This window comes from Flavobacterium frigoris PS1 (assembly GCF_000252125.1).
GTDB classification, from domain to species: Bacteria; Bacteroidota; Bacteroidia; order Flavobacteriales; family Flavobacteriaceae; genus Flavobacterium; species Flavobacterium frigoris_A.
Map to the genome: position 1 here is coordinate 41,251 of NZ_AHKF01000004.1, position 25,393 is coordinate 66,643.

General features: G+C 34.6%; 27 protein-coding genes, 3 tRNA genes and 1 riboswitch. Of the genes, 20 read left to right on the forward strand and 10 right to left on the reverse strand.

Going from position 1 to position 25,393, the window contains the following annotated elements:
* Window positions 1-96 precede the first annotated feature (96 nt).
* The 3 genes from HJ01_RS00270 to HJ01_RS00280 all read left to right on the forward strand — a co-directional run bounded on the left by HJ01_RS00270 (window position 97) and on the right by HJ01_RS00280 (window position 406).
* Window positions 97-169: transfer RNA gene (locus HJ01_RS00270), tRNA-Lys, on the forward strand.
* A gap of 39 nt (window positions 170-208) precedes the next feature.
* Window positions 209-281: transfer RNA gene (locus HJ01_RS00275), tRNA-Lys, on the forward strand.
* 42 nt (window positions 282-323) lie between these two features.
* Window positions 324-406 (forward strand) — tRNA-Leu (locus HJ01_RS00280).
* A gap of 325 nt (window positions 407-731) precedes the next feature.
* On the opposite strand, the gene HJ01_RS00285 is transcribed toward HJ01_RS00280, so the two are convergent.
* The 5 genes from HJ01_RS00285 to HJ01_RS00305 all read right to left on the reverse strand — a co-directional run bounded on the left by HJ01_RS00285 (window position 732) and on the right by HJ01_RS00305 (window position 4,509).
* Complete coding sequence (locus HJ01_RS00285; protein WP_007136228.1) at window positions 732-1,250, reverse strand: hypothetical protein; 519 nt, start codon at window positions 1,248-1,250, stop codon at window positions 732-734.
* 1,173 nt (window positions 1,251-2,423) lie between these two features.
* Window positions 2,424-2,957: a DUF4252 domain-containing protein gene (locus tag HJ01_RS00290; protein WP_007136230.1), complete on the reverse strand. Its 534-nt coding sequence runs from the start codon at window positions 2,955-2,957 to the stop codon at window positions 2,424-2,426.
* Between the two features lie 67 nt (window positions 2,958-3,024).
* A complete protein-coding gene (locus tag HJ01_RS00295; RefSeq protein WP_007136231.1) occupies window positions 3,025-3,555 on the reverse strand; it encodes a DUF4252 domain-containing protein in 531 nt (176 codons plus the stop codon).
* A gap of 11 nt (window positions 3,556-3,566) precedes the next feature.
* Window positions 3,567-4,013 carry a hypothetical protein gene (locus HJ01_RS00300; RefSeq protein WP_007136232.1) on the reverse strand — a complete coding sequence of 149 codons (447 nt, stop codon included), beginning with the start codon at window positions 4,011-4,013 and terminating at the stop codon, window positions 3,567-3,569.
* A complete protein-coding gene (locus HJ01_RS00305; RefSeq protein ID WP_007136233.1) occupies window positions 3,994-4,509 on the reverse strand; it encodes an RNA polymerase sigma factor in 516 nt (171 codons plus the stop codon). The genes HJ01_RS00300 and HJ01_RS00305 overlap by 20 nt, the downstream gene beginning before the upstream one ends.
* 125 nt (window positions 4,510-4,634) lie before the next feature.
* Here HJ01_RS00305 and HJ01_RS00310 point away from each other — a divergent pair, with 125 nt between their 5' ends.
* Both HJ01_RS00310 and HJ01_RS00315 read left to right on the forward strand, forming a co-directional pair.
* Window positions 4,635-6,080: a S41 family peptidase gene (locus HJ01_RS00310; protein ID WP_007136234.1), complete on the forward strand. Its 1,446-nt coding sequence runs from the start codon at window positions 4,635-4,637 to the stop codon at window positions 6,078-6,080.
* A 74-nt stretch (window positions 6,081-6,154) separates the two neighbouring features.
* Window positions 6,155-6,772, forward strand: coding sequence for an N-acetylmuramoyl-L-alanine amidase (locus HJ01_RS00315; RefSeq protein WP_007136235.1), 618 nt, complete (start codon window positions 6,155-6,157; stop codon window positions 6,770-6,772).
* 69 nt (window positions 6,773-6,841) lie between these two features.
* On the opposite strand, the gene HJ01_RS00320 is transcribed toward HJ01_RS00315, so the two are convergent.
* Window positions 6,842-8,794 (reverse strand): TonB-dependent receptor plug domain-containing protein, encoded by a 1,953-nt coding sequence (locus HJ01_RS00320; protein WP_040473551.1) that lies wholly within the window; start codon window positions 8,792-8,794, stop codon window positions 6,842-6,844.
* 100 nt (window positions 8,795-8,894) lie between these two features.
* Window positions 8,895-9,133: riboswitch (cobalamin riboswitch) on the reverse strand.
* A gap of 82 nt (window positions 9,134-9,215) precedes the next feature.
* Between HJ01_RS00320 and HJ01_RS00325 the strand changes: the two genes are divergently transcribed.
* From HJ01_RS00325 to HJ01_RS00340, 4 genes are all read left to right on the forward strand, one after another.
* The gene (locus HJ01_RS00325; RefSeq protein ID WP_007136237.1) at window positions 9,216-10,358 is read left to right on the forward strand and encodes an ABC transporter substrate-binding protein; all 1,143 of its coding nucleotides are present in this window, start codon (window positions 9,216-9,218) and stop codon (window positions 10,356-10,358) included.
* 1 nt (window position 10,359) lies between these two features.
* Complete coding sequence (locus HJ01_RS00330; RefSeq protein WP_007136238.1) at window positions 10,360-11,391, forward strand: FecCD family ABC transporter permease; 1,032 nt, start codon at window positions 10,360-10,362, stop codon at window positions 11,389-11,391.
* Entirely contained in the window at window positions 11,391-12,173 is a 783-nt protein-coding gene (locus HJ01_RS00335) for an ABC transporter ATP-binding protein (protein ID WP_007136239.1), read from the forward strand. Before HJ01_RS00330 ends, HJ01_RS00335 begins: the two co-directional genes overlap by 1 nt.
* Window positions 12,174-12,352: 179 nt before the next feature.
* The gene (locus HJ01_RS00340) at window positions 12,353-12,562 is read left to right on the forward strand and encodes a hypothetical protein (RefSeq protein ID WP_007136240.1); all 210 of its coding nucleotides are present in this window, start codon (window positions 12,353-12,355) and stop codon (window positions 12,560-12,562) included.
* 240 nt (window positions 12,563-12,802) lie between these two features.
* On the opposite strand, the gene HJ01_RS00345 is transcribed toward HJ01_RS00340, so the two are convergent.
* From HJ01_RS00345 to HJ01_RS00355, 3 genes are all read right to left on the reverse strand, one after another.
* On the reverse strand, window positions 12,803-14,410 hold the full coding sequence (locus tag HJ01_RS00345) for a class I SAM-dependent methyltransferase (protein ID WP_007136241.1): 1,608 nt from the start codon (window positions 14,408-14,410) through the stop codon (window positions 12,803-12,805).
* Between the two features lie 110 nt (window positions 14,411-14,520).
* Complete coding sequence (locus HJ01_RS00350; protein WP_007136242.1) at window positions 14,521-14,976, reverse strand: tRNA (cytidine(34)-2'-O)-methyltransferase; 456 nt, start codon at window positions 14,974-14,976, stop codon at window positions 14,521-14,523.
* Window positions 14,977-15,025: 49 nt separating this feature from the next.
* Entirely contained in the window at window positions 15,026-15,601 is a 576-nt protein-coding gene (locus HJ01_RS00355) for a pseudouridine synthase (protein ID WP_040473561.1), read from the reverse strand.
* Between the two features lie 157 nt (window positions 15,602-15,758).
* On the opposite strand from HJ01_RS00355, the gene HJ01_RS00360 reads away from it, so the two are divergent.
* The 5 genes from HJ01_RS00360 (at window position 15,759) to HJ01_RS00380 (ending at window position 19,224) form a co-directional block, all read left to right on the forward strand.
* A complete protein-coding gene (locus tag HJ01_RS00360; RefSeq protein WP_138984262.1) occupies window positions 15,759-16,109 on the forward strand; it encodes a hypothetical protein in 351 nt (116 codons plus the stop codon).
* A gap of 129 nt (window positions 16,110-16,238) precedes the next feature.
* Entirely contained in the window at window positions 16,239-17,609 is a 1,371-nt protein-coding gene (rmuC, locus tag HJ01_RS00365; protein ID WP_007136245.1) for a DNA recombination protein RmuC, read from the forward strand.
* Between the two features lie 8 nt (window positions 17,610-17,617).
* Window positions 17,618-17,983: a hypothetical protein gene (locus HJ01_RS00370; RefSeq protein WP_007136246.1), complete on the forward strand. Its 366-nt coding sequence runs from the start codon at window positions 17,618-17,620 to the stop codon at window positions 17,981-17,983.
* A gap of 2 nt (window positions 17,984-17,985) precedes the next feature.
* A complete protein-coding gene (locus HJ01_RS00375) occupies window positions 17,986-18,534 on the forward strand; it encodes an acyl-CoA thioesterase (protein WP_007136247.1) in 549 nt (182 codons plus the stop codon).
* A 150-nt stretch (window positions 18,535-18,684) separates the two neighbouring features.
* Window positions 18,685-19,224 carry a YceI family protein gene (locus tag HJ01_RS00380; RefSeq protein WP_007136248.1) on the forward strand — a complete coding sequence of 180 codons (540 nt, stop codon included), beginning with the start codon at window positions 18,685-18,687 and terminating at the stop codon, window positions 19,222-19,224.
* Between the two features lie 2 nt (window positions 19,225-19,226).
* Here HJ01_RS00380 and HJ01_RS00385 read toward each other — a convergent pair whose 3' ends face one another.
* A complete protein-coding gene (locus HJ01_RS00385) occupies window positions 19,227-20,141 on the reverse strand; it encodes a TIGR01777 family oxidoreductase (protein ID WP_040473562.1) in 915 nt (304 codons plus the stop codon).
* 121 nt (window positions 20,142-20,262) lie between these two features.
* Between HJ01_RS00385 and HJ01_RS00390 the strand changes: the two genes are divergently transcribed.
* From HJ01_RS00390 to HJ01_RS00415, 6 genes are read left to right on the forward strand one after another with little or no spacing between them, the layout of a single operon-like run.
* Complete coding sequence (locus tag HJ01_RS00390; protein WP_007136250.1) at window positions 20,263-20,925, forward strand: TetR family transcriptional regulator C-terminal domain-containing protein; 663 nt, start codon at window positions 20,263-20,265, stop codon at window positions 20,923-20,925.
* Window positions 20,922-22,232, forward strand: a complete 1,311-nt coding sequence (locus HJ01_RS00395) for an ABC1 kinase family protein (RefSeq protein ID WP_007136251.1) — start codon at window positions 20,922-20,924, stop codon at window positions 22,230-22,232. Before HJ01_RS00390 ends, HJ01_RS00395 begins: the two co-directional genes overlap by 4 nt.
* A complete protein-coding gene (locus tag HJ01_RS00400; protein ID WP_040473552.1) occupies window positions 22,233-22,511 on the forward strand; it encodes a TIGR03643 family protein in 279 nt (92 codons plus the stop codon). It abuts the gene before it with no gap.
* A gap of 28 nt (window positions 22,512-22,539) precedes the next feature.
* Window positions 22,540-23,223 carry an SDR family NAD(P)-dependent oxidoreductase gene (locus tag HJ01_RS00405; RefSeq protein WP_007136253.1) on the forward strand — a complete coding sequence of 228 codons (684 nt, stop codon included), beginning with the start codon at window positions 22,540-22,542 and terminating at the stop codon, window positions 23,221-23,223.
* 39 nt (window positions 23,224-23,262) lie between these two features.
* Window positions 23,263-23,877, forward strand: a complete 615-nt coding sequence (gene folE, locus HJ01_RS00410) for a GTP cyclohydrolase I FolE (protein WP_007136254.1) — start codon at window positions 23,263-23,265, stop codon at window positions 23,875-23,877.
* Window positions 23,878-23,904: 27 nt separating this feature from the next.
* The gene (locus HJ01_RS00415; RefSeq protein ID WP_007136255.1) at window positions 23,905-25,323 is read left to right on the forward strand and encodes an SDR family oxidoreductase; all 1,419 of its coding nucleotides are present in this window, start codon (window positions 23,905-23,907) and stop codon (window positions 25,321-25,323) included.
* Window positions 25,324-25,393: the final 70 nt, after the last annotated feature.

The following is a 25,393-nucleotide window of genomic DNA, read 5'->3' on the forward strand; positions in this document are numbered from 1 at the left end:
TTTATTGTCAAAAAAAGACAAATTTATAATAAAATTGCTTGGAAAACATCAAATAAAGTCCTTATATTTGCACCCGCATTCAAGCGAACAATATATGACTCGATAGCTCAGTTGGTAGAGCACATCACTTTTAATGATGGGGTCCTGGGTTCGAGCCCCAGTCGGGTCACAATTTATGTGATCAACATATAAGTTACTTGAAAGCATTGACTCGATAGCTCAGTTGGTAGAGCACATCACTTTTAATGATGGGGTCCTGGGTTCGAGCCCCAGTCGGGTCACAAAAGGTCGAGTAATTTATTACTTGGCCTTTTTTTCATTTAGGCCACGTGGAGAAACGGTAGACTTGCCAGCTTGAGGGGCTGGTGCTCGCAAGGGCGTGTGGGTTCAAATCCCACCGTGGTCACTAATTAAGCCTGTTTATAGGGCTTTAACAAAGGTTTTAACCGATATTTAGCCGATAATCTTAATTATCTTCCTTAATGTCGGTTAAAACCTTTTTCTTTCTTTAAAACTGCCCTACTCTGTTTAAGCCAATAGACTATGACTTGACAACATACAAGATTATTTTCAAAGCAAGTTCGCTATCCTTAAAAAAAATTGGCTAAGCGATAAGGAATAACTAAACTTACTACTATTCACTCCTTTATTAGTATCCGACTAACTGAACAAAGAAAAAGAGGACATCCGCTACGGCTATCCCCTTTTTATATTCAACAACAATATCATTTTTACATTTCATCAACTACTTCATACGCTTGTTTATCAATTGCTCGTTTGACATCAATAAAAAAAGTCTTGTCCTTGTCCTTGTCTAACAATATCGTTAACGCCTCAAAGCTTCGGCCGTTTTCAAATCGAACAGCTTTAATTCTTTTAGTAAGCTTACTCAAATCAGTTCCATATAAATCAAATTGACTTATACCTTTACAATTAAATTTGCTCCAAGACTTAAGAGTAATTTTTGTGCTATCTTCGAATAGTATAGTTAAGTCATCTTTTTCCAAGCAAGTACCAATCCCAACAGACTCAACGATTATCCCACTATATGCAAAAACACCATTTTTAATTTCAAAAGACGGCTTAACAACAAAACCCACTTTCTTCCCGTCTAGACTCAAAAGACTTTCATTAGTATAAATAGATTCTTTATCTGTCATTACGCCCTTGTGAAACAAAATCTTCACATTATCTTGTGCAAATACATTCAATCCAATAAATAGAATTGATATCATTACCGTTTTTTTCATTTTTTGTTTTTAAGTAAATAATTCAGTACTCTTTTCAAGCCGATAACTATTGTTTGTCTATGAATATTACTCTTCTAGTAAAAGTAATATAATCAATACAGATTTTACAATTTCGCTCTATAGTGCTATCTAAAAATGTAATTTAAGCTTTTTAGACAGGTATTCCGGCTTTCCCACTGTTAACTCGCTGTTAATTACCTCAACGATACTTTAAAATTTACAATAGCCCGCCACGATTACTATTTAGCTAAAAATACGATTACCTAAACCACTAGCAAATTAGCGATTGTAGTCAAGATGTATTACTCTACGCTCTGCCTACTTATAAGGTGCTTTGAACAGCTCGACAAATAAGCTACTGTACCATATTGATGATTAAAACGATTAATGTATTTTAAACAATCCAATCTGCATTGCTGAACTTTGGTATAGTCCCAATATCAGTTCTCAAGTAGTTCTAACAATAAATTTATTGATTCGAACATGCTTAAATAATTAAAGCCACTAGGTTACTTTAAACCGCTGGCTAAGCAAAATCAACAATAAAAAAAAGAGCAACCGCTACAATTACCCTTCATATTATTCTAGTATCGCATTATTATTTAATCGAATCGACATCCTACTGTTTTAGATTCACATTACAATCACTTAAATCATAACGATTGTTCTTAGCTATTTAGCAAAGATCTTCTTGTATTAAAAATTATTGTGGTTTCTTAAAACAAATATTAAAATAAAAAGCCCCAACAAAAACAAGGTAACAACAAAAGAGCCACCTATATAGAAAAACATTTTGTTGTTTCTATCTCCTTCTCTTATCAATCCGTTGCTTCCATAACCTATCATAATACTATTTCTTTACTTTTAAACAATTCCAATCTAGTTCGATATACCTGACCTATCGCTATACAAAGTAACGCGTTTTACGCCATCAACACAATACCTACTTTTAGTGATATTTCGATTATTTTTTCTTTCGTCAGTTGCTTAGATTGCTTATTTTTAAAATAACTTTCGTCGCGCTACATTTCCTGTTTTGCGCAAATACAACTTCGTAATACCATCATACAAAAGAAATACTATAGTTATCCCTTAAAAATTAACAAGCAATTCCCCTAACCAAAAAAGCGCCTCGATAGACTACCGAGACGCTTAAATGATAAGAGTAATAATTTATTTCACCAATTGCTGAAGTGGCTTTAACTGTTCTAAATCTATTTTAGATTCTTTTAACACTGACAGCATTGTCATAACGTTTGTGGGATTCATATCTTTTCCTAAAACTCGAACTACCGCAAAGCCCATTTCTTTTCTGTTTGCAAATAAAACAAACTCTTCAATATGATCGTCAGAGCCAACATAGCTTATGGAGGCACTCTCCTTTCCAGAGCCAAATTTCATCAGCTGTTGGTACTTAGGATCCTTTAGAATACCATCAATTTTGGCACGTTCCGTTTCAAACTGCCCTTTATTTTTTTCATCGAGCTTAAAAGCTAAAATATTCATTTTGTCAAAAGATTTTAAAGCAGTGCTTTGCTCTACTGACAATTTACTTTCATCGACATTCAAAATACTCGGCGAAACATCCATCGCAATGAAATTCTTATTTTCAGTATTTTCAACAAAATACTTTTGCAACGTAGGTTCCGAATTACAACTTATTAGAAACAAGGATAAAAATACTGAGATACTATAAATTGCTTTCATATTAACATACTATTTAAATTTTGCAATAGGTTTTTTATCCTGATTTTACAATCTGGCTAACAACACTTTATTTTTTTCCTTTTGTGGCCTTCTTCAATTCATCCCCACCTGGAATTCTCATTTTATCGGTTAGAATCGAAATTTCATTCAAATCAAAGTTACCCGTCAAGGACATTAAAACCGTTTCGTTAGATCTGCTACCGCCCTCGATAAACATTAAAAGCTCTTTAATCTGAGAATCAGTTGCACCTGACTTCACTAATATCTTTATATTCTTACCACTGTCATTAACACGCATCAGTTCTTCTAAACCAGCCGTTTTTACGTACTTTTCGGCAGCAGATTTCATTTCACCAGTAGCTCTTGAGTTACTAGTAGTAAAAACCTTTAGATTATCTAATTTTTTTATTAAGTTCATATATTGCTGCGTTTCTTTATCCGAAGCGTCAACTTTTACCTTACTCATCAGGTCAAACATTTTTCTATTCACCACAATGGAAGTCACATCGTCTTGACCATCAAATTTATCGAAGGCAGACTGGGCAAAAAATGGAGTTGCTATTAAAGCAATTACTAGTGTGATTATAATTTTTTTCATTTTTTTGTTTTTTATTGTTGTTTAAAAATTAAATTTTTTGATTTTTTGTACTCCTTAATATACATTACACTTTCTATGCCAGTATTTACGTGATTTGACAACATTGCTAATGCTCTTTGCGTTTCTACTAAAGCAACCTCAGGATTATCATAAGTGCCCAAATCTGTATTGACTGCTTCATCGCGAAATTCGACATAGCTCACAACACCAACTAAAACAGCAATTGAAGCCGCGATAGAAAACCAGGGCAATTGTACTATTTTAGATTTTACTGGTACTTTACTCTCCATTTTTTGGGCTGCCGCATCTATAAAATAACCAAACATTGGTTGGTACTGCTTTAAATGTGGCAAAACATCTGCCGACGAAAAATATTTCCGCAATTCGTTTTCTTCTGAAATACTGGTTTCACTATCGAAGTATTTCTTTAATAGTATTTCAATATTTTTCAATTCCATAATTTTCGATTTTTGTCATACATTCCCGTATCGATTTCCTTGCTCTTGAAAGCGCCACTCGGATGGCCGTTTCATTCATCTGCATTATTATTGCTATTTCTGAAAATTCATACTGTTCGATATCTCTCATCTGAATAATTAACCGCTGCTGTTCGGGCAATTGATTAATTATCTTTTCTACCCAATTAAGGCTGTCTCCATCTTCCAACTTTTTAACTAAGCAATCCGAATTATCAGTAAAATTATTATCCACCATCTTTAGGTTTTGAACCCTTTTAGACTTCAGCTGATCCAAACAATAATTTTTAGTCATTGTCATCGCAAAAGCTTCTACACTATTAAACTCAACCAAGCTTTCATTCTTACTCCATAATTTTACTAACACTTCTTGAGTTGCATCTTCTGCTTCCTCTGTACTTACAAGCAAACGCTTGGCCAAGCGGAATACTTTGTCTTTGAACGGTGAGGTCAATTGCAGGAACTCTATTTGATTCATAAATCAAGAAATTATTAGTTCGGCTTATATTATCAAGACGAAAGAACGTTAATTTTGTTACAAAATATACAAAATAAAACTAAAGTCACTACTTTTACGTACCTATATCTATTGAAACCTACTATATGAAAACCAATTTTAAGTTTACGATTTTATTCTTTTTCGCCATTTTCTTGTTCCAAAGCTGCCAAGACGAGGATGATGTTGCGGCACCTATAAACCTAGAAGTTCAGGATTTTATCTGGAAAGGACTAAATCAATACTATTTGTGGCAAGCAGATGTACCTAATTTGTCTGACAATCGTTTTGCTTCCCAAAACGAACTAAACGTCTTCCTTACTGGCTATCCTACTCCTGAAGATCTTTTTGATGCCCTAAGAGTAGACAAATCAATTGATCGTTTTAGCTGGATTGTTTCTGATTATTTAGAACTAGAACAAGCCCTTGGAGGAATATCAAAAAATCATGGTGCTGAATTTGGCTTAGTTTACAAACCAGCAAGCACTACCAATATATTTGGATATATTCGTTACATCCTACCGAATTCAGATGCATCAACAAAAGACATTCAAAGAGGTTCCATTTTTTACGGAGTGAACGGAACGCCACTTACTGTAAACAATTACCAATCATTATTAGCAGCCGATAATTATACTTTAAACCTAGCGTCCTATGACGGAGGAGCTATAACGCCAAATGAAAAATCAGTTACTTTGACCAAAACTATCTTAGCTGAAAACCCAATTTTCATTAATAAGGTCATTACTTCAGGAACACATAAAATTGGCTACTTAATGTACAATGGATTTTATGCTGAATATGACACTCAATTAAACGATGCTTTCGGCACTCTTAAATCACAAGGAGTTACGGATTTAGTACTTGATTTGCGATATAATTCAGGTGGTTCAGTACTTACAGCGACCCGATTGGCTAGTATGATTACAGGACAGTACACTGGACAAATTTTTGCGAAGCAAAAATGGAATGATAAAATCAACGCGTTTTTTGAGTCATCAGATCCAGAAGCGCTAAAAAATAATTTTACTGATAAAATAGGAAGCACATCAATTAACAGCTTGAAATTATCGAAAATATATATTCTGACCACTAAAAGTTCAGCTTCAGCAAGCGAGCTTGTCATAAATGGCTTAAAACCCTATTTGGATGTTGTTCAGATAGGCGACATTACTACAGGGAAAAATGTAGGATCCGTTACTTTATATGACTCTCCAACCTTTGGAAAAGATAATAGAAATCCTAATCATCGCTACGCTATGCAGCCTATCGTTTTGAAAATTGTCAATGCTGCCGGTTTTGGGGATTATTTTAATGGGCTTACTCCCACTTACCAATTAAAAGAAAATTTAGGAAATCTAGATGTTCTGGGCAATACCGCAGAGCCTTTGTTAAGTACTGCAATTGGAAAAATTACAGGAACAGGAAAAATGCTCAAACAAAGCCCTGAAAAAGATTTCAACTATTTTAAAGATGCAAAATCGTTGAATGGTATGCAAAACCAAATGTATATTGAGAAAGCGCCAGAAGGAATTTTAAAAGCGCTAGACTAATCACAAACTCACAATGAATTGCATTACAACACGTTACCAATAACTAGCCTCAAATTTTAATAAACATGTAACCTATGGAAAATTCAGTTAAGTTATTTTTGATTGTGATTACTTTGACTTGTTTTGCATTTATCAGCCCTGAAAAATCAGAACCAAAATTGATTAATGTGGTTATTGATGCCGGTCACGGTGGAGAAGATTTTGGTGCTACTCAAGATGAAATAACTGAAAAAGAAATTGTAGAACAGCTTATTACTAAAATTAAGATTTTCAACAAAAATAAAAATATCGTAATTCATTATACCAGATCAACAGACAAGTTTATTCCACTTAAAGACAGAACTGATTTTATAAATACAATCAAGCCAGATTTGGTTTTATCCCTACATGTAAATACAAGTTTGAACAGCAATACTTCTGGGATGGAGTTCTATGTTTCTAAAGAGTCCAATTTTTATCAAAAGTCAAATCTAATAGCTGAAAATTTCCAGATTAGCTTTTTAAATTCAAATTATAAAGTCGCTGAAATAAAAAATGCTAATTTTTATATTTTAAATAAATCAGAAGTCCCAGCCGTAATAATGGAACTTGGATATTTGACCAATGAATCTGACAAAAAGAATCTTGCTAACAACCACGAGCAAAATCAAATAGCAAAAAAAATTATAGAATGTATTTCTGAATTGAGGTAAGACCAACTCCATAACAAAAAAAAGGGCTTTCATCACTGAAAGCCCTTTTTTTTGTTATCAAAGAATGGGTTAAAAATTAAGGTTTAATCCAATTTTAAAGTTTCTTCCTCTCGTACTATACCCTACAGATTCGACAAACTCTTCGTTTAAAATATTGTTTACTGCAGCAAACACACTCATTCTGTTTTTAATAAGGTCGTATTTTACTGTACCATTAAACAGTTGATAAGAATCTAACATAAGTGGTATTGTTGCATAGGTTCCTCCATCAAAAAACGCATCCTTTCTTTTATCCACATATTGATAGTTTACAGAAAAGAAAGCTCTGTTGGTAGCTTGATAATCTAAAGAAATATTTCCTTTATGTTTTGGAATTAACCGACTCAAAGGCTCTTCTACTTGTGTAAAAGTATAATTTGCATTTACTTTTAGATCCTTTGAAAAAGCATAAGAAACCATCGTCTCCACACCTTTTGCATTATTCCTTCCCTCTATATTTATATAATTCGAAACATAGGTTGCTGGATTAGTATAAAACCCAAAAGAGTTTTCCTCTTCTCTATGAAAAGCAACTGCATTAAAAGTAAGCTTCTTAGCCAATAAAGCCACTTCAAAGCCAGCTTCTACAGTACTATTTTCCTCAGGAGTCAAATCTAAATTGCCATAAGGAGAGTACAACTGATACAAACTTGGGGTGATATATGCGGTGCTATATGAAGCCAATACTTTCAATGGTAATTCAGAAAAAGAGAAAGATGGGTTCACATTATACACAAAATGATCTCCATAAACGCTGTGCATATTATCTCTAACACCCACATTAAGATTTAGACCAAAATCAGAATTATAAACTGCAGTCAAATAAGGATCTACTGTATTAAATTTTGCCGTTTCAGCGGCGATAGCATCATAAGCTGTTTTTGAATCCATCTCTTGAAACTGAAATTGAGTACCCAAGACTACAAAAAATTGTTTGCTGAACTCATATTTATTAAAAGCATCTACATTTATACTTCTAGATTTATAATCACTTACATCAACAGAATTTGAATAAGAACTAAAAGTATTATAATTTCTTTCAATTGTATTAAAGCTTGTGTTCAATACGAATTCTCCTTTATTGTATTTATACTTAGGTGAAAATCCCAAACGAAATTGTTCAGATGTTGAAACATTTAAAGGGGTGTCAGGATTATTGAAGTTATCAAATGTACCGTCAAAATCATTTTTAAGTCGGTCATAATTAGCAAAAAAGTCCAAGCTTAATTTCTCTGTTGGCGTGAATCCAAGTTTAACTAATGAGTTAATTCTAGAGAAACGATCTGCTTCAAAATTTGCAGACTCAGGAACAGCAGCTTCAGATATACCCGTTGTTTCTGTACTGTTTAAAGAAGCATAATAATTAAATTTATCTAATTTTCCATTTACAGAAAGTCCTTGATTATAATCCTGTGGGCGGTAATTCGTTCTGTCAGCAGTGGTTTGTGTACCAACACTCATATGTGCATTTCCCGCAATTGCTTTTTTCCCTGCTTTTTTCAAAGTAATATTAATAACTCCTGCAGCAGCTCCTGAACCATACAAAGTACTTGCTGCTCCTTTCAAAATTTCAATACTTTCTACCTGATCTACAGGAATCAAGCGCAAATCATATTCTAAATTAATTCCCGAAGCATCAGTAACTGGAATCCCATCAATCATGATTAATGTTTGACGATTGCGTCCCCCTCGGATATAATACCCTAGGTTTTTTCCCGCACTACTTTGATTTCCATTAATTTCCATCCCTGCAACTGAATTCAAAACAGTGGCTAAAGATTGACCTGATCTCTTTGATAATTCTTCGGCGGTAATTTTCACAATCACTTTTCCAGATTTTTCTTTTGCTAAAGCAAATTTCGAATCAGAAATTACCACTTCATTCAACTCGTTTTGTTGTAAAACAGTTTCTTTTTTTTGCGCAAAAGCACAAGAAGTCATCAGCACGCATAACGCACTAATACGAACGATTTTGTTGTTCATTTTAATAAAACATTTTTAATAACAGCTATTTACTGCTACATGACTAAAAATGGGAGAAAAGTATGAAATAACCCATACCCAAACCTTTTTTCCCGAAAGTTTGATACAAATTGTATTAGGCAGGTCTCCTGGCTTGCGTCTTGTTGTTTACCTTCTCATCCGCGGTAGCAGACAATGGTTTGTAGATAACAACAAGCTTATTAGCTTACAGTTGCGGGTACAGCGCAAGATTTTCGATTTCTGAATTTGATTATTAAATCTTCAAATTTCAATCACTCACTTCCCTTTTAATGCTTGTCTTTAATATTAAAAACAGCAACCTCAATACGGCTGCAAATATAACTTTATCCTGCGAATAAAAAATAAAATTTGATTTTTAAAAAGGATTAAATATACCTTTGCAGCACTTGAAAATCATTTTATGAAATCAACATCTTTAAAATTCATTCTTTTATTACATATCCTTTTTGCTTTTGGATGCAAACAAAAAACGGAGGTTTCTAATACTTATTTAGCTTCTTCTAAAAATGAAATCCAACATGCTAAAGGCTTTGAAATCTACAAATATGACGGCTATTCCGTAGTAAAAATCACCAATCCTTGGCCCGCGGCCAAAGAAAGTTTCAGCTATATTTTGAAACAAAAAAACGCAATCATTCCAGATAGTTTGATGCATTTTACTACTATTCAAATTCCTATAAAAACAATTGTAGTGACCTCAACCACACATATTCCGTCGTTGGAAATGTTGGGAGTCGAAAACACTTTAGTGGGCTTCCCTAATACTGATTATATTTCATCAGAAAAAACCAGAAAAAGAATTGATGCGGGAAAAGTCAGAGAGGTTGGGAAAAATGAAAACCTCAACACTGAAGTTTTAATAGACATGCAAGCTGACGTGATTGTGGGTTTCAGTCTTAACAGCAGTAATCCTTCCTTAACGCTTTTACAAAAAAGTGGTCTAAAGGTAATGCTAAACGGCGATTGGACTGAACAGTCTCCTCTAGGAAAAGCAGAATGGATTAAGTTTTTCGGTGCTTTGTACGGACTAGATTCCAAGGCAAATTCCATTTTTTCTGATATCGAAAAAGAATACAACACTACTTTGGCTTTAGCAAAAAAGGTCACAAAGAAACCAACGGTTCTTAGTGGAGCTATGTTTCAAGATCAATGGTATGTTCCACAGGGAGAAAGTTGGGCTTCACTATTTCTAAAAGATGCACAGGCTGATTATTTATGGTCTGATACTAAAGGAACAGGCGGGCTTTCCCTTCCTTTTGAAGTGGTATTAGAAAAGGCGCAGAAAGCAGAATTCTGGATCGCACCCGGAGATTTTTCTTCCTTGAAGCAAATGAGCGACAGTAATCCGCATTATGCGCAATTTGATTCATTTAAAAATAAAAAAGTATATTCGTATGCCCTAAATAAAGGGGCGAAAGGAGGAATTTTATATTTTGAATGGTCTCCTACCCGTCCTGACTGGGTCTTGAAAGATTTGATTAAAATATTTCATCCCGAGTTACTGCCAAATCACAAACTTTTTTTCTTTCAGAAATTAGAATAAATTGAATCAAACAAATCGAAATACCGTTCTTTTCCTGATCCTAACCATTGGAGTGGTTTGCCTGTTTATAATCAACATCAGCTTAGGATCTGTTTCTATTCCATTAAAAGAAGTCTTTCATAGCCTTTTAGGCGGAACTTCCAGCAAAGAAACTTGGCAATACATCATCCTTAATTATAGATTGCCTAAGGCTATTGCCGCAGTTTTAGTGGGAATGGGACTTTCAATTAGCGGTTTGTTAATGCAAACTTTATTTAGAAATCCACTGGCCGGTCCTTATGTTTTAGGGCTGAGCTCAGGAGCCAGTTTAGGTGTAGCAATAGTAATACTTGGAGCGGCATTTCTTCCAGCATCTGTAGCTTCTATTTTACTTTCGTCTTACGGGGTAGTTTTGGCTTCTAGTTTAGGTAGTTTTTTAGTTTTGATGGCTGTATTAGTCGTTTCCTACCGATTACGAGACACCATGGCTATCTTGATTGTTGGGTTAATGTTTGGCAGTTTGACAAGTGCTATTGTGGGAACTTTGAGCTATTTCAGCACTGCAGAGCAGCTGCAAAAATTCACATTCTGGTCCTTGGGTAATTTAGGCAACTTATCATGGACATCCATATTAATTTTATTTATCTCTGTATTGATAGGGTTGCTTTTGAGTCTATTCAGCATAAAGCCTTTGAACGCCTTGCTTTTAGGAGAAAATTACGCCCGCAGTCTGGGTCTAAACTATAAAAGATCTCAGCTAATCATCATATTTGCTACTAGTGTATTGGCAGGAAGTATTACAGCATTTGCCGGACCAATTGCCTTTATCGGTCTTGCGGTTCCCCATATCGCTAAATTAATTTTCCAAACCAGCAATCATGTTGTTTTATTTTGGAGCACCTTGCTTTTTGGAGCGAGCATCATGTTAATCTGTGATACTATTTCACAAGTTCCAGGCGGAGATATTACATTACCTATTAATGCCGTAACTTCAATTTTTGGGGCACCAATAGTTATTTGGTTATTAATTCGAAAAAAGAAAATGATCGGATAATGGAAAACAAGATGATCTTAAAGGCTACGGATATCAGCATTGGTTACACCCATAAAAAAGGGAATACCCTTATTTCTGCGAATATTAATTTAACTCTGGAAAAAGGGAAACTCATTTCTTTGATTGGTGCTAATGGAATAGGAAAATCAACACTTCTACGAACAATAACAGGAATCCAAAAAACCCTTTCTGGAACGGTTTTACTTAATAGCCAAAACATTCATAAACTGGATTCGCTAACCTTAGCCCAAAACTTAAGTGTCGTTCTAACCGAGAAATTACCTCCCAGTAATCTGACTGTTTTTGAGCTCATCGCTTTGGGGAGACAGCCTTATACCAATTGGATAGGAAAGTTAACAGAATTGGATATTGCAAAAGTCAACGAAGCCATGGAGCAAACACAAATTAGTGAATTGGCTGCAAAAAAACATTACGAAATCAGTGATGGGCAATTGCAAAAAGTATTGATTGCTCGTGCTTTGGCACAGGACACTCCGCTAATTATTTTAGATGAACCCACTACTCATTTAGATCTATTGCATAAAGTAGCGCTGTTTAAACTCTTGAAAAAACTCACCCAAGAAACGCAAAAATGCATTCTGTTTTCAACACATGATATTGACATGGCGATTCAACTTAGCGATGAAATGATCATTATGACACCAGAAACTGTTGTTCAGGACCAGCCATGTAATTTTATTTCGAAAGGTAGCTTTAATACCTTATTTAATGACGAACATATTGTTTTTGATAGCCACAAAGGGAAATTTGTCATAACCTAATCTTTATTTTTCAAAAAACTGACAATCCAGTTTCAAAGAAGATAATCATCATAACACATCAAAAACACCCTCTTTATAAGATAAAGACTCGTTTATCTTTTAATTTAGTATACCCTTTTCTTATTCCCCAAAACTAAACTTATCACTATGAGTAAAACTTTTTTTTAAAACTTTTAATTATGGAAAAGTTGTTTTCTTTCCTCAAAAAATTAGTTCTACTAAGGAGCTTAGTTTTTCTCTATTCTTGTATTCAGGACGAAATGATTAGTATTCATTCAAATGGAAATAAAAAACAAATCGGAATTAAAATGACTCGTAAATTAGTACTACGCCCTGAGGGAGATAAAAAGAATTCGCCTTCGCAAGGCACTACTATCGCTATATCTTAAAGCAATAGCTGTTTTTGATGCACCACATTTTGATGTACACTTTTACATGATTTATGTTGAAGAAGTCAGTCTTAACTATTCCCAACCGGAGCATTTCGTACAAGCGGGCAATTATCCAACGAAATACAATATTTATCATGATGTTCAAACTGGCGGCACGTTCATCACATTAAGCGAGTTTGTTATGCGAGACTAAATAAAAATGAGGGCGCTAGTACTTCCTTATTTTTATACTTTTTTTCACTTCCCTTTTAGCAAATTAATGCTTACTGTAGCTATATTCGAGTCTGGGAATCGCTTAAAGAATAGGGTGTCTGGATACAATCCGGCTTCTGCTGCCATTTTATGTAGCACCGATATTTCTACAATATACTGATCTGAAAATCCATGAGTCGCATCGTAAGCAGTTGCAGCCGTTTTGCCTAAATTCTCTGCCGTTAAGACTGGAGGAATCGTGTGCAATTCAATCATCAACAAGCCGAATTTTCTAACATATGGTGACCATTTGTAAAAATGCTCTAATAGATTGTCTTCTACGAGATTGTTGCTAATTAGCATTCCTCTGTGTGCAAATGCGCCCGTGGATAGGCTAACCCTGTCCGCTGTGGTGTTTTTTGGTATTTCCCAAATGCGGTTGTGATCCAGAAAAGTACGCACATTCAACAAATCTTTTAAATCTATGCCATAATTTTCCATTAAATCATCTGCTAAAATATCTGGACGCCCAATATCACCCCAAATGACTTTAGCCCAAATATCGGCTTTGATCAAATTAGCGCGGGTAACTTTTAACGCGGCCTGATTGTAATCAGCTCCAACAAGAAACAACGGATAATCATCAAGCATTTTGCCTCGTAAAGTTTGCCTTTCGATAACATCAAAAATATGCTCTAAGAAAGCGCCATTACCGCAGCCCATGTCTAAAATCCCCTTTGGCTGGTTCTCTATGGGAAGATTAAACAGCCTGACGATAATTTCATCCACAACTTTAAAATAACCGTCATGAGCACCGCCACTACCCCATACATTCATTTCGCGATCCACATGAAGTTCATCCTCGCCTTCAGCAACATTGCGTAATACACTAGAATTGCCAAAAAGCAAATCATCCATTTTACTGAATGTAGGCATATAGGAAACAGTCACCCCGTAAGCAGATGCTCTTTTGGCAAAAAAGAGTCCTGTTTCCGTAAATTGATAGTTACCGTTCTTTTGAGTAAACCAACCCAAATGCGCCAAGAAATCCAAAATGATTTTAAAATTTTCAGGAGACTTGTGAAACTCTTCTGGCCGGAAGGAAATTTCCATAAAATACTTATGAAACATGCCGCTCATGCCAAGTCGGACTAAAGTTGGGCCAACTAATGCACCTTCAATATGAGTTAATATTTGTTGTTTTACTTCATTGATTATAGAATCATCCGAAAATACGATGCCATAATTTTTTTTATACTTTTCAAAAATTCCTTTCAAGAGTTCAAAAGGGGCTTCTTCAAATAGTCTGGGATGGAATTGCATCGAAAAGTGCAATAAATCAACTACATCTTCATAGAGATGAAAAAGCGAAAAGGCAACTTCACTTTTTTCGGTCAAGCCAAATTTTATTTCGTCAGTCCCATTATTTATATAGTACTTCAGGAATCCTTGCGAACATAAAACGCGTAAACCAACATTGAGATAACCTTCGTTTGCCTCAAATTGAGAAGTCAATTCACTAAGCGTACACTCCTTTTTATCGAGTATAAAAGACAACACCCCTTTTTTATGTAAAGCGTAAGCGACAGGTGCCGTTACTAATCCATCCAAATGTCTAAAAATCGAACTTCTGAGAGAAACTTTATCAATCATAAACAAGCTTTTTTAAGTGAGTGGCATTCGAATAAAATCAAACAACCATACCCAAATATATAAAATTCCGCCCTAACAATGAATTCCCTCTTTACAATCTAATTTTTTAACTACCCATTCAACTGGATTTGTCTTTTGGCTTCTCCAATGACAAAAGCGACGGAGTTGGCTATATTAAAACTACGAATATTGGCTGACATCGGAATCTTTAAATGGTTTTCAAACTGCTCTAATACTTCTTCGCTTAGGCCTTTGCTCTCTTTTCCAAAAACCAACCAATCTCCATCTTGAAATTCAATTTCTAAATACGACTTTTCGGCATGGGAACTCATAAGAAAGACTCTAGAGGTATCAGGAACTACTGATTTCCATTCGGCTACATTTTGGTATTCCGTAACATCAAGATGCACCCAGTAATCCAAGCCCGAACGTTTCAGGTTTTTATCATTTATCACAAACCCAAAAGGATGTATTAGGTGCAATCGGCTTTCGGTGCCTACACACAATCGACCAATATTTCCCGTGTTATTTGGTATTTCCGGTTCAACTAAAACAATGTTCAACATTTTTTATTTATTTTAAAGATTGAGAAATAAAAGAATTGTACCCAATCTATTACATCTCGATTTGAAAATCACTCACTTCGATTACTTCCCCTGATTGCAAATTGTCAAGATGTACATTTCCTATTCGGACGCGCACCAATCGTAAAGTAGGAAAACCTACTGCCGCAGTCATTTTCCTGACTTGTCTAAACTTCCCTTCATTGACGATAATCGACGCCCACGAAGTTGGGCCATGCCGCTCATCCCGAATCTTTTTTCCTCTTAGTCCAAAGTTAGGTGTTTCCTCAATTAGAAAAGATTCACAGCGTTTAGTGATGTATTTAGTACCATTGAAACCTATTTCAACCCCCATTTTCATTTTATCAATTGCTTCTTGGGTAATGATACCATCCACTTGCACATAATATTCCTTGTCCACTTTTTTAGAACGAATAATTTCGCTCATCTTTCCATCAGTGGTTAACAATAATAAACCTTCGGAGTCTTCATCCAATCGTCCTATTGCCATTGTTCCTTTGGGAAATTCGTGCAATTCTCCCAGTAGCTTCTTCTTCCTTTTCAATTCATAAATAAATTGACTTAGATAGCCGTAGGGTTTGTGGAGGATAAAATTTTGATGGGACATTAGTTGTGTTAAAATGATATTGGGATGCAAATATAGCGTTGTTTTATCAGCATCAAACAGCAACAAGCCAAATTTCATTCTTCTAAAAGCAATGTTAAATAATATAAATAGTTCATTTATAATCAGTATCATTATATTATTGAAAAAAAAATATACCATGGAAAATAAAGAAAAACAAAATAGCAATGAAGGCAGTAAAGAGACAAATATAGATTCAAAAACCAATTCTCAAGAATCTATTCTAATTGACGAAATAGAAATTGATGCCGAGGGCAATAAAAAAATAGTTCAAAGAGCAAGAAATTTAAATAGCTCCGTTGACCCTACTACTACAGAAATAACTTCGAGTGATAATGAAAATTCAAGTCGTGGCGTAAGTACCGAAAAAGAAGTTATGAAAACTATTGAAAATGAGGATCTCAATTCCGATATCACTGCAAAGCGATATCCAGCCTCACATCCTGATAATCACAAAAATCGAGGGAATATGGAATTAGATGAAGAATAAAGACTTTTTAATAATTTGAAAAGCCAATAAGAACAATCGTTTTTATTGGCTTTTTTTGTTTTCCTTTTAATAAATTTAGCACTAAGATATATTATTACTTACTTTTACTACTCACAAAGAAATCCTTTCATGTCAAATATGCTTCCCTTTTTAATCCTATTTATTATCGCACTCGCCATCGGGGTTTTCATTGGTAAACTTATTTTTTCTGCTCGGTTTCAGTCGGAGAAAATAAGTTTGGAAGAAAAATTAATTGCGCTAAATTCACAATTCAACCAGCTGAAGGAGCAATTTTCAAATGACAAAGTAGTTTTCGAAAAACAATTGCAAACAGCTAATTTGGACAAAGAAACGATTCGAAATGAAAAAGACAGCCTAGCGATTCAACTTTCAAAAAAAGAAGTTGATTTTGAGAATCTTTGGGAGCGCAACAAAGAGCAAAAAAACGAGGTGGAAAAACTACAGGAAAAATTCACAAAAGAATTCGAAAATTTAGCCAATAAGATATTAGACGAAAAGTCGAATAAATTCACTGAACAGAATAAAGAAAATATGAAAAATATCTTGACGCCTTTGCAAGATAAGATTCACTTATTCGAAAAGAAAGTCGAAGACACCCACAAAGAGAGTATCGATTATCATGCAGCTTTACGCCAACAAATTTTAGGCTTACGCGAAATGAATATCCAGATGAGTAAGGAAACCATCAATCTGACCAAAGCTTTAAAAGGAGACAGTAAAATGCAAGGGAATTGGGGTGAACTCGTTCTAGAACGTGTATTGGAAAAATCAGGATTAGAAAAAGGTCGTGAGTATGAAGTGCAGCAGGCTTTTACTACAGAGGAAGGAAATCGTGTTTTTCCGGATGTGGTTATCAATTTGCCTGATGGCAAAAAAATGATTGTCGATTCAAAAGTATCCTTGACTGCTTATGAAAAATACATCAACGAGGACGAGGACGATTTAAAAAACGGTTATCTAAAAGAACATGTCAATTCCATAAAACGTCACGTAGAACAACTAGGAAATAAGAATTACCAGGATTTATACCAGATAGAAAGTCCTGATTTTGTTTTGCTTTTTATCCCAATTGAACCCGCATTTGCCATGGCTCTGAATGAGGACACTACATTGTACAACAAAGCATTCGAAAAAAACATTGTAATCGTTACTCCCGCCACATTATTAGCTACATTACGGACTATTGACAGCATGTGGGCGAATCAAAAACAACAAGAAAATGCCTTTGAAATAGCACGTCAGGCAGGTGCATTATATGATAAATTCGAAGGTTTTGTTTCTGATCTGATAAAAATTGGAAAGAAAATAGACGAAAGCAAAATAGAATATAGTAGCGCTATGAACAAGCTGGTCGAAGGAAAAGGAAATTTGATTGTAAGCGTCGAGAAGTTGAAAAAGATGGGAGCCAAAGCTAAAAAATCGATCCCCGAAAACATATTATCCAGAGCTGAAAAAGACGAAAACCAATTATTAAATTAAAGAGTACCATGAAAAAAATTTTAGGAATTCTAGTAAGTGTCATCATATTATCTATAGCGTGCTATTTTACTTTTGTATACTACGCCACTTATAGCGAAGGCGTTCGATCAGGACATTTAATAAAATTTAGCCACAAAGGAGTGGCATTCAAAACTTGGGAAGGCGAAATAAGTCAAGGAATGTCGGGATCACAAATTTTTGCTTTTTCTGTATTGGATAAGGACAAGCAAGTGATTTCCAATTTGAAAGAACTCGAAGGCCAATATGTAAAAGTATCTTACATAGAACGCTACAAAACATTTCCTTGGTGGGGTGATACCAAATATTACCTAATTGCCGTAAAAAAAGAAAACTCACCATTTCAAAATAAATAAACATGAATTCGATATTCAAAACAGTTGCCTCTTCAAATATTACTATTTCAGAGCTAATGCTGCCTTCTCACACCAATTTTAGTGGTAAAATACATGGTGGCTACATTCTTTCCTTACTAGATCAGATTGCTTTTGCCTGTGCTTCTAAATTCTCAGGGAATTACTGTGTTACCGCCTCTGTTGATACTGTTGACTTTTTAAGACCTATTGAAGTGGGAGAATTGGTGACAATGAAAGCCAGTGTAAACTACGTGGGTAATAGTTCCATGATTATTGGTATTCGCGTCGAATCAGAAAATATACAAACCGGTAAAATAAACCATTGCAATTCTTCTTACTTTACCATGGTCTCCAAGCACAAAGATGGAACAAATGCAAAGGTGCCAGGACTCCTATTGTCCGACCTAGAAGAAGTCCGTCGCTTTTGTAATTGCATCAAACAAATTTCATTGAAAAAGGAAAAAGACCGTCATGAAGAAAATTTTAATTACAGTTCAATAGAAACTTTAGACAGCTTGGCAAAATACAACGTATTGGTTCAAATCAGTTAAATAACACCTATTCTATTACAAATATTCGCTTCAGATCAAAAGAGCTGAAACGAATATTTTTTTTAGGCTTATTTTTCATATAAAACCCTGTAATGCATATCCGTTATGGAATAATTTCCGTAACTTTAAGTAGTACAATTCTCATTACATATGAAAAAAACGCTACTCCTTTTTTTATTGCTTCTTTCAAACACAATTAATGCACAAGAAAAAATGACTACCACAAATGGCGTTATTATTTTTGAAGCATCTATTCCTTTTTTTGAAGCGGTAGCAGCAAAAAATGAAACATTAACCTGTGTTTTGAAAACGAAAAAGGGAACTATATCATTTGTAACTTCTATTAAGACTTTTCGTTTTAAGCGAGCTCTGATGGAAGAGCACTTCAATGAAAATTATTTAGAAAGTGATCGCTATCCAAAGGCGGCCTTTAAAGGTTTAATTGAAAAGTTTGATCTAAAAGATATAGATCCCACCCCAAAGGACTATTACATTAAAGGAAAAATGACAATTCATGGAAAATCAAGAAACATTCGTATAGTTGCCCAAATTAAGAAAGCAATAAAAGGAATAGAACTCACATCAAATTTTACGCTCAACACTGATGATTTTAATATCGAAATCCCATTTATCGTGCGAAGTAAAATATCAAAAAAAGTGGCTGTTAGCGTTTATTCCAATTTACAATAACTCTATTTGAACAAACAAATTTTAAGGGTGTCCTCTAAATTTTTGTGCCTAAAATTAAATCCTGTACTTTCTATTTTTTCAGAAGAGATTCTCCTTCCTGTAAGTACTAACTTAGCCATTTCCCCCATCATTAATTTTAGTAAAAAAGCAGGTACGTTAGGAAGCCAAATGGAGTAACCATAAACCTTAGCCAGTGTTTTAGAAAAAATGCTATTGGTGGTATCGTCATTAATCGCCGCATTATAAGCCCCACTCATATTTGGATTCTTTAACGCTTCAAGATATATAGAGCACAGATCATCAACATAAATCCAAGGCATATACTGCTTGCCTGAACCTAATGCCGACCCCAGTCGCATTTTAAAAATGGGAGTTAGTTTATCCAAAAAGCCATCATTCATACCTAGTACAAGTCCTGTACGCACTTTTACTGTACGTATGCCAAATTGTTCAAATTTGTCAGCTGCAGCCTCCCAATTTTGGCAAACTCTACCTAAGAAATCATTCGCCGGACGTGTATTTTCAGTACAAATTGCTTGCCCATTTACCGCACCATAAATACCGATTGCCGATGCCGAAATAAAAGCTTCCAATTTTTTATTATGTTTTTCTAAAACCGAAAAAATTAATTGCGCTGATTGTTGCCTACTGCTAACAATGGTTTCTTGACGTTCTTTGGTCCATCTTTTTCCCGCAATATTAGCACCAGCGAGATGTATGATATAGTCCGCTTTTAAAACTGCATCCTCCTCTATAATCTGACCCTTTACATCCCAGGTATAATAAAAAATATTGGCCGTATCAGCTCTTTTGCTTCTACTCAAAATAGAAATGGTATATCCGTTATCAATTAATAGATGGCTTAGGTGTTTGCCAACAAATCCAGAACCTCCAGTTATTAATACATTTTTCTTCATGACAGCTATATTTTTTGATTTAGAATACTTTAACAAATATACTAAATAATTTTTGTTTAACATTATGATGATTTGGTTAAACATTTACTACCTTTATACCCTAATATAAAAAGTCTAAGAAATGGCAACTAAGAAAAATAAAATCACAAAGGAAAATATAGTTTCTATGTATATGGATTATACATTGGAAAAGGGCGAAAAACCAAAATCAGTATACCTCTTTGCAAAATTGAATGATTTTCCAGAAGCGGAGTTCTATACGTTTTTTGGAACAATTGAAAGTATTGAGAAAGAAATCTACAAGATGTTCTTCGAAAAAACTGTTGCATTACTTCACAAGGACGAGAACTACCCTGAGTATGATATGAAAAGTAAACTATTAAGTTTCTATTTTACATTCTTCGAATTGTTATCTGCCAATAGAAGCTATGTAACGATGAGCTTAAAAGAACATAACAATCAGCTAAAGAACCTGATGCTACTTTCTGGCTTGAGAAATAACTTTAAAAAATATATCGGAGAAATCTTAACAGACGACTATCGCATAAAGCAAGAGAAAGCTCAGGAGTTACAAGAAAAAGCAATTCAAGAAAGTGCCTGGGTACAATTTTTATTTACCCTTAAATTTTGGTTAGATGATGAATCCCCTGCTTTTGAAAAAACGGATATTTATATTGAAAAATCAGTAAAACTAAGTTTCGAACTAATAAATATGGCTCCTATTGACAGTTTAATAGATTTTGGAAAATTTATTTTCAAAGAAAAAACACAAAACAAACAATGAAAACGATAGATTATATACCAACAAGTAAAATTGAAAGAGCTACCAAACTAGTTCAAACCGGAGCGAAAATTGGAGTCAACTATATTAAGTACTATGGAGAAAAGATGGTCAATTCAGACTTGACCCGCGATAAACTGAACGTAGACAATGCAGAGGATATCTATGAAGGACTTAGTAGTTTGAAGGGTAGTGCGTTAAAAGTGGCACAAATGCTAAGCATGGACAAAAGCTTTTTGCCTCAGGCGTACGTAGAAAAATTTTCTTTATCCCAGTTTTCTGTACCCCCACTATCAGGCCCATTAGTGCTGAAAACTTTTAAAGCAAATTTCGGAAAAACTCCCTATGAAATATTTGACGAATTCAACGCAAATTCTGTAAATGCAGCAAGTATTGGTCAGGTTCACCTTGCCGTAAAAGACAATAAAAAGCTAGCCGTAAAAATCCAGTATCCTGGTGTAGCCAATAGTATTTCATCTGATTTGGCACTAGTAAAACCTATGGCCATTAGAATGTTCAACCTTCAAGGAAAGGATTCAGATAAGTATTTTAAGGAAGTTGAAGATAAATTAATCGAAGAAACGAACTACCTGTTAGAACTAGAACAAAGTGTGGAAGTCGTTAAAGCCTGCAAAAAAATAGAAAATTTAGCATTTCCTGAATATTACCCTGAGTTTTCATCTGAGAAGATTATTACTATGGATTGGATGAATGGCGTTCATCTTTCGGAATTTACAAAAAGCAATACTAACCAGCAAACAGCTGATATCATTGGCCAAGCACTATGGGATTTTTATATGTATCAAATACATGTTCTTAAAAAAGTTCATGCTGATCCACATCCTGGTAACTTTCTAGTAAACAAAAAAAACGAATTGGTTGCTTTGGATTTTGGTTGTATGAAAAAAATACCAAATGATTTTTACGTTCCTTATTTTGAATTGATTGACAGAAAAGTAATTAATGACCCCAAAATATTTAATACAAAATTATTTGAATTAGAAATTTTGCGCTCTGATGATTCTCAGGAAGAGATTACCTACTTCACTGAAATGTTTCATGATTTGCTTTCGTTATTTACAAAACCGTTTCAAGAAGAATCCTTCGATTTTTCAGACGAAACCTTCTTTGAAAACATAGCCAAATTAGGAGAGCGTTTTTCAAAAGACACAAATCTTAGAAAAATGAATGGTAATAGAGGTTCAAAGCACTTCATCTATATGAATAGGACCTTTTTTGGACTATATAATTTAATGTTCGATTTGAAAGCGAAAATTGTGGTAAATCAATATCAAAAATACATATCCTAATTGAAAAAAGAATTTACAGATCTAGAAAAGGATCGCATTATAGAAATGGCTTGGGAAGACAGAACTACATTCGAGGCAATAGCTTTGCAATTTGGTTTGAAAGAACAAGAAGTGATTGACCTAATGCGAACTGAAATGAAACCATCAAGCTTTAGAATGTGGCGTCAACGGGTTCAGGGAAGAAAAACCAAACACGCAAAATTAAGAGCATTTAGCGAAGGAAGGTTTAAATGCACGATGCAAAGGCAGATCAACAACAACAAAATTTCGAAGAGATAGATTTTAAATAACCGATTGAATAAATAACATGAAAAATATAGTAATTATTGGCGGAAGCAAAGGCATCGGAAATGCGATTTTACTGCAGCAATTAGAGACTAATATGGTCCATAACATCAGTAGAAATCCACCGGAAGTTTCACATCCTAACCTAACTCATTATTCACTGGACGTATTAAAAGACGAACTTCCTCAAATAGAAAATATCGATACTTTAATTTACTGCCCGGGTTCGATCAATTTAAAGCCTATTGGGAGTTTGAGTATCGACGATTTCAGAAACGATTTTGAAATCAATGTTATTGGTGCAGTTAAAACGATCCAAAAATATTTACCCGTCATAAAAAAAGGAATTGACCCTTCGATTGTATTGTTTAGTACAGTTGCCGTAAAACTAGGAATGCCTTTTCACGCCAGTATTGCCACCGCAAAAGGAGGTATTGAAGGATTGGTAAAATCGTTAGGGGCAGAATTAGCGTCAGTAGTACGCGTTAATGCTATTGCTCCCACTATTACAGAAACCTCACTCTCGGCAGGTATTTTGAGAAATGATAGAATGAAAGAAAATATGGTCGAACGTCACCCAATGAAAAATTACCTAAAACCAGAGGAAGTGGCCAATATGGCTGATTTCCTAATTTCAGAAAAAGCCAAATCAATATCAGGTCAAGTTTTTGAAATGGACTATGGCATCGTCACATTCAAAATTTAAAAATAAAAATATAATAAAACATTACCTAAATAATAAAAAATGATAGCCAAGCAAACCAAAAGTTACGAAAAAATTGAGCAATATGACGAAGAGTTAACAGCATCGCTTGCTGATAATTACAAAACAATAATAGCTGATTTAGGCGAGGACGTAAATAGAGAAGGACTACTAAAAACTCCGGAACGCATAGCAAAAGCAATGCAATACCTCACACATGGATACGAATTGAACCCACTAGAGATCCTGAAATCAGCAATGTTTACAGAGGATCACAAACAAATGATCGTAGTAAAAGACATTGAAGTATATTCTATGTGCGAACATCATATGTTGCCTTTTTTTGGTAAAGCTCACGTGGCATACATACCAAACGGACAAATTGTAGGTTTAAGTAAAATTCCTAGAATCGTTGATGCATTTGCACGAAGAATGCAAGTACAAGAAAGATTGACCGACCAAATAAAGAACTGTATTCAAGAAGCCTTAAACCCACTTGGTGTTGCTGTTGTGATTGAAGCACAGCATATGTGTATGCAAATGCGAGGCATTCAAAAACAAAATTCAGTTACAACTACTTCATCTTTCACTGGCGCCTTCGAAAAAGACAAAACCAGAAAAGAATTTATTAGCTTGATTTCGAATAAATTTAGTTAACTTGAAGTACTTTAATAAAATCTCACTATGAAAATTCTTTTGACAGGCGCAACAGGTTACATCGGGAAACGACTATTACCAATTTTGGTAGCAGAAGGACATGAAATCATCTGTTGCGTTAGGGATAAAAACAGATTTTATACACCAAAAGAATTTGAAAAGAATATTGAAGTAATAGAAGTAGATTTTTTAGAGGAAGAAACGGTATCAGCGATACCGTTAGATATTGATGCGGCTTACTATCTAATTCATTCTATGTCGAGTTCATCAGACAACTATGATGAATTAGAAAGTATTTCGGCTAAAAATTTTATCCAACGCGTCAATCAAACTAAGGCCCAACAAGTAATTTACCTAACTGGAATTGTCAATGATAAATCACTTTCGAAACATTTATCCTCTAGAAAAAATGTAGAGGATATTTTAAGTTCAGGCACTTATGCAATAACCGCACTTCGAGCAGGTATTATCGTTGGCTCCGGAAGTGCATCATTTGAAATCATCAGGGACTTAGTAAACAAACTCCCAATAATGATTACTCCAAAATGGTTAAATACAAAATGCCAGCCCATCGCTATCAATGATGTGCTGGATTTTTTGTCTAAATCATTATTTAATCCTCTAACATACAATCAAAATTTTGATATTGGCGGACCAGACATTCTTAGTTATAAAGAGATGCTACTGGGCTTTGCAAAAGCAAAAAACCTAAAAAGGTGGATTGTTACCGTTCCTGTAATGACACCTAAATTATCCTCCTATTGGTTGTATTTCGTAACATCAACATCCTACAAATTAGCAGCAGCATTAGTAAGCAGCATGAAAGTGGAAGTGATTTGCAGAGATCATCGCATTAATGAATTGCTCCAACTAAAACCCATGATCTACGAAAAAGCTTTGTCGAGGGCATTAATAAAAGTAGACGAAGATAAAGTAGCATCGAGCTGGAAAGACTCCCTAGTTAGCGGACGTTTTAACACCAATATGTCTGAATACCTTAAAATACCAAAAAAAGATTGCTTCATTGACAGACGCAAAATGGAACTAATCGACAGAGAATATACCATAAATAAAATCTGGTCGATAGGTGGAGATACGGGTTGGTATTACGGAGATTGGCTATGGGGATTGCGTGGATTTATCGATAAATTGTATGGCGGTGTAGGTTCCCGTAGAGGACGCACGAATAAAAAAGAGATACATGCCGGCGACGCCTTAGACTTTTGGCGTGTTCTTTATGCTAACAAAGAAGAAGGAAAATTAGTTCTATTTGCCGAAATGAAATTACCTGGAGAGGCCTGGTTGGAATTTAAAATTATCAATAACGACTTATATCAGGCAGCCACTTTCAAACCAAAAGGGATATGGGGTAAATTGTATTGGTATTCCGTTTTACCGTTTCATGGATTTATATTTAATGGAATGCTGAATAAATTGATTAAATAAATAAATAATTACAACATATAAGTCATCTAAGCTTTTACAGCTTAATGTTTCTTGAAGATTCCAATTAATT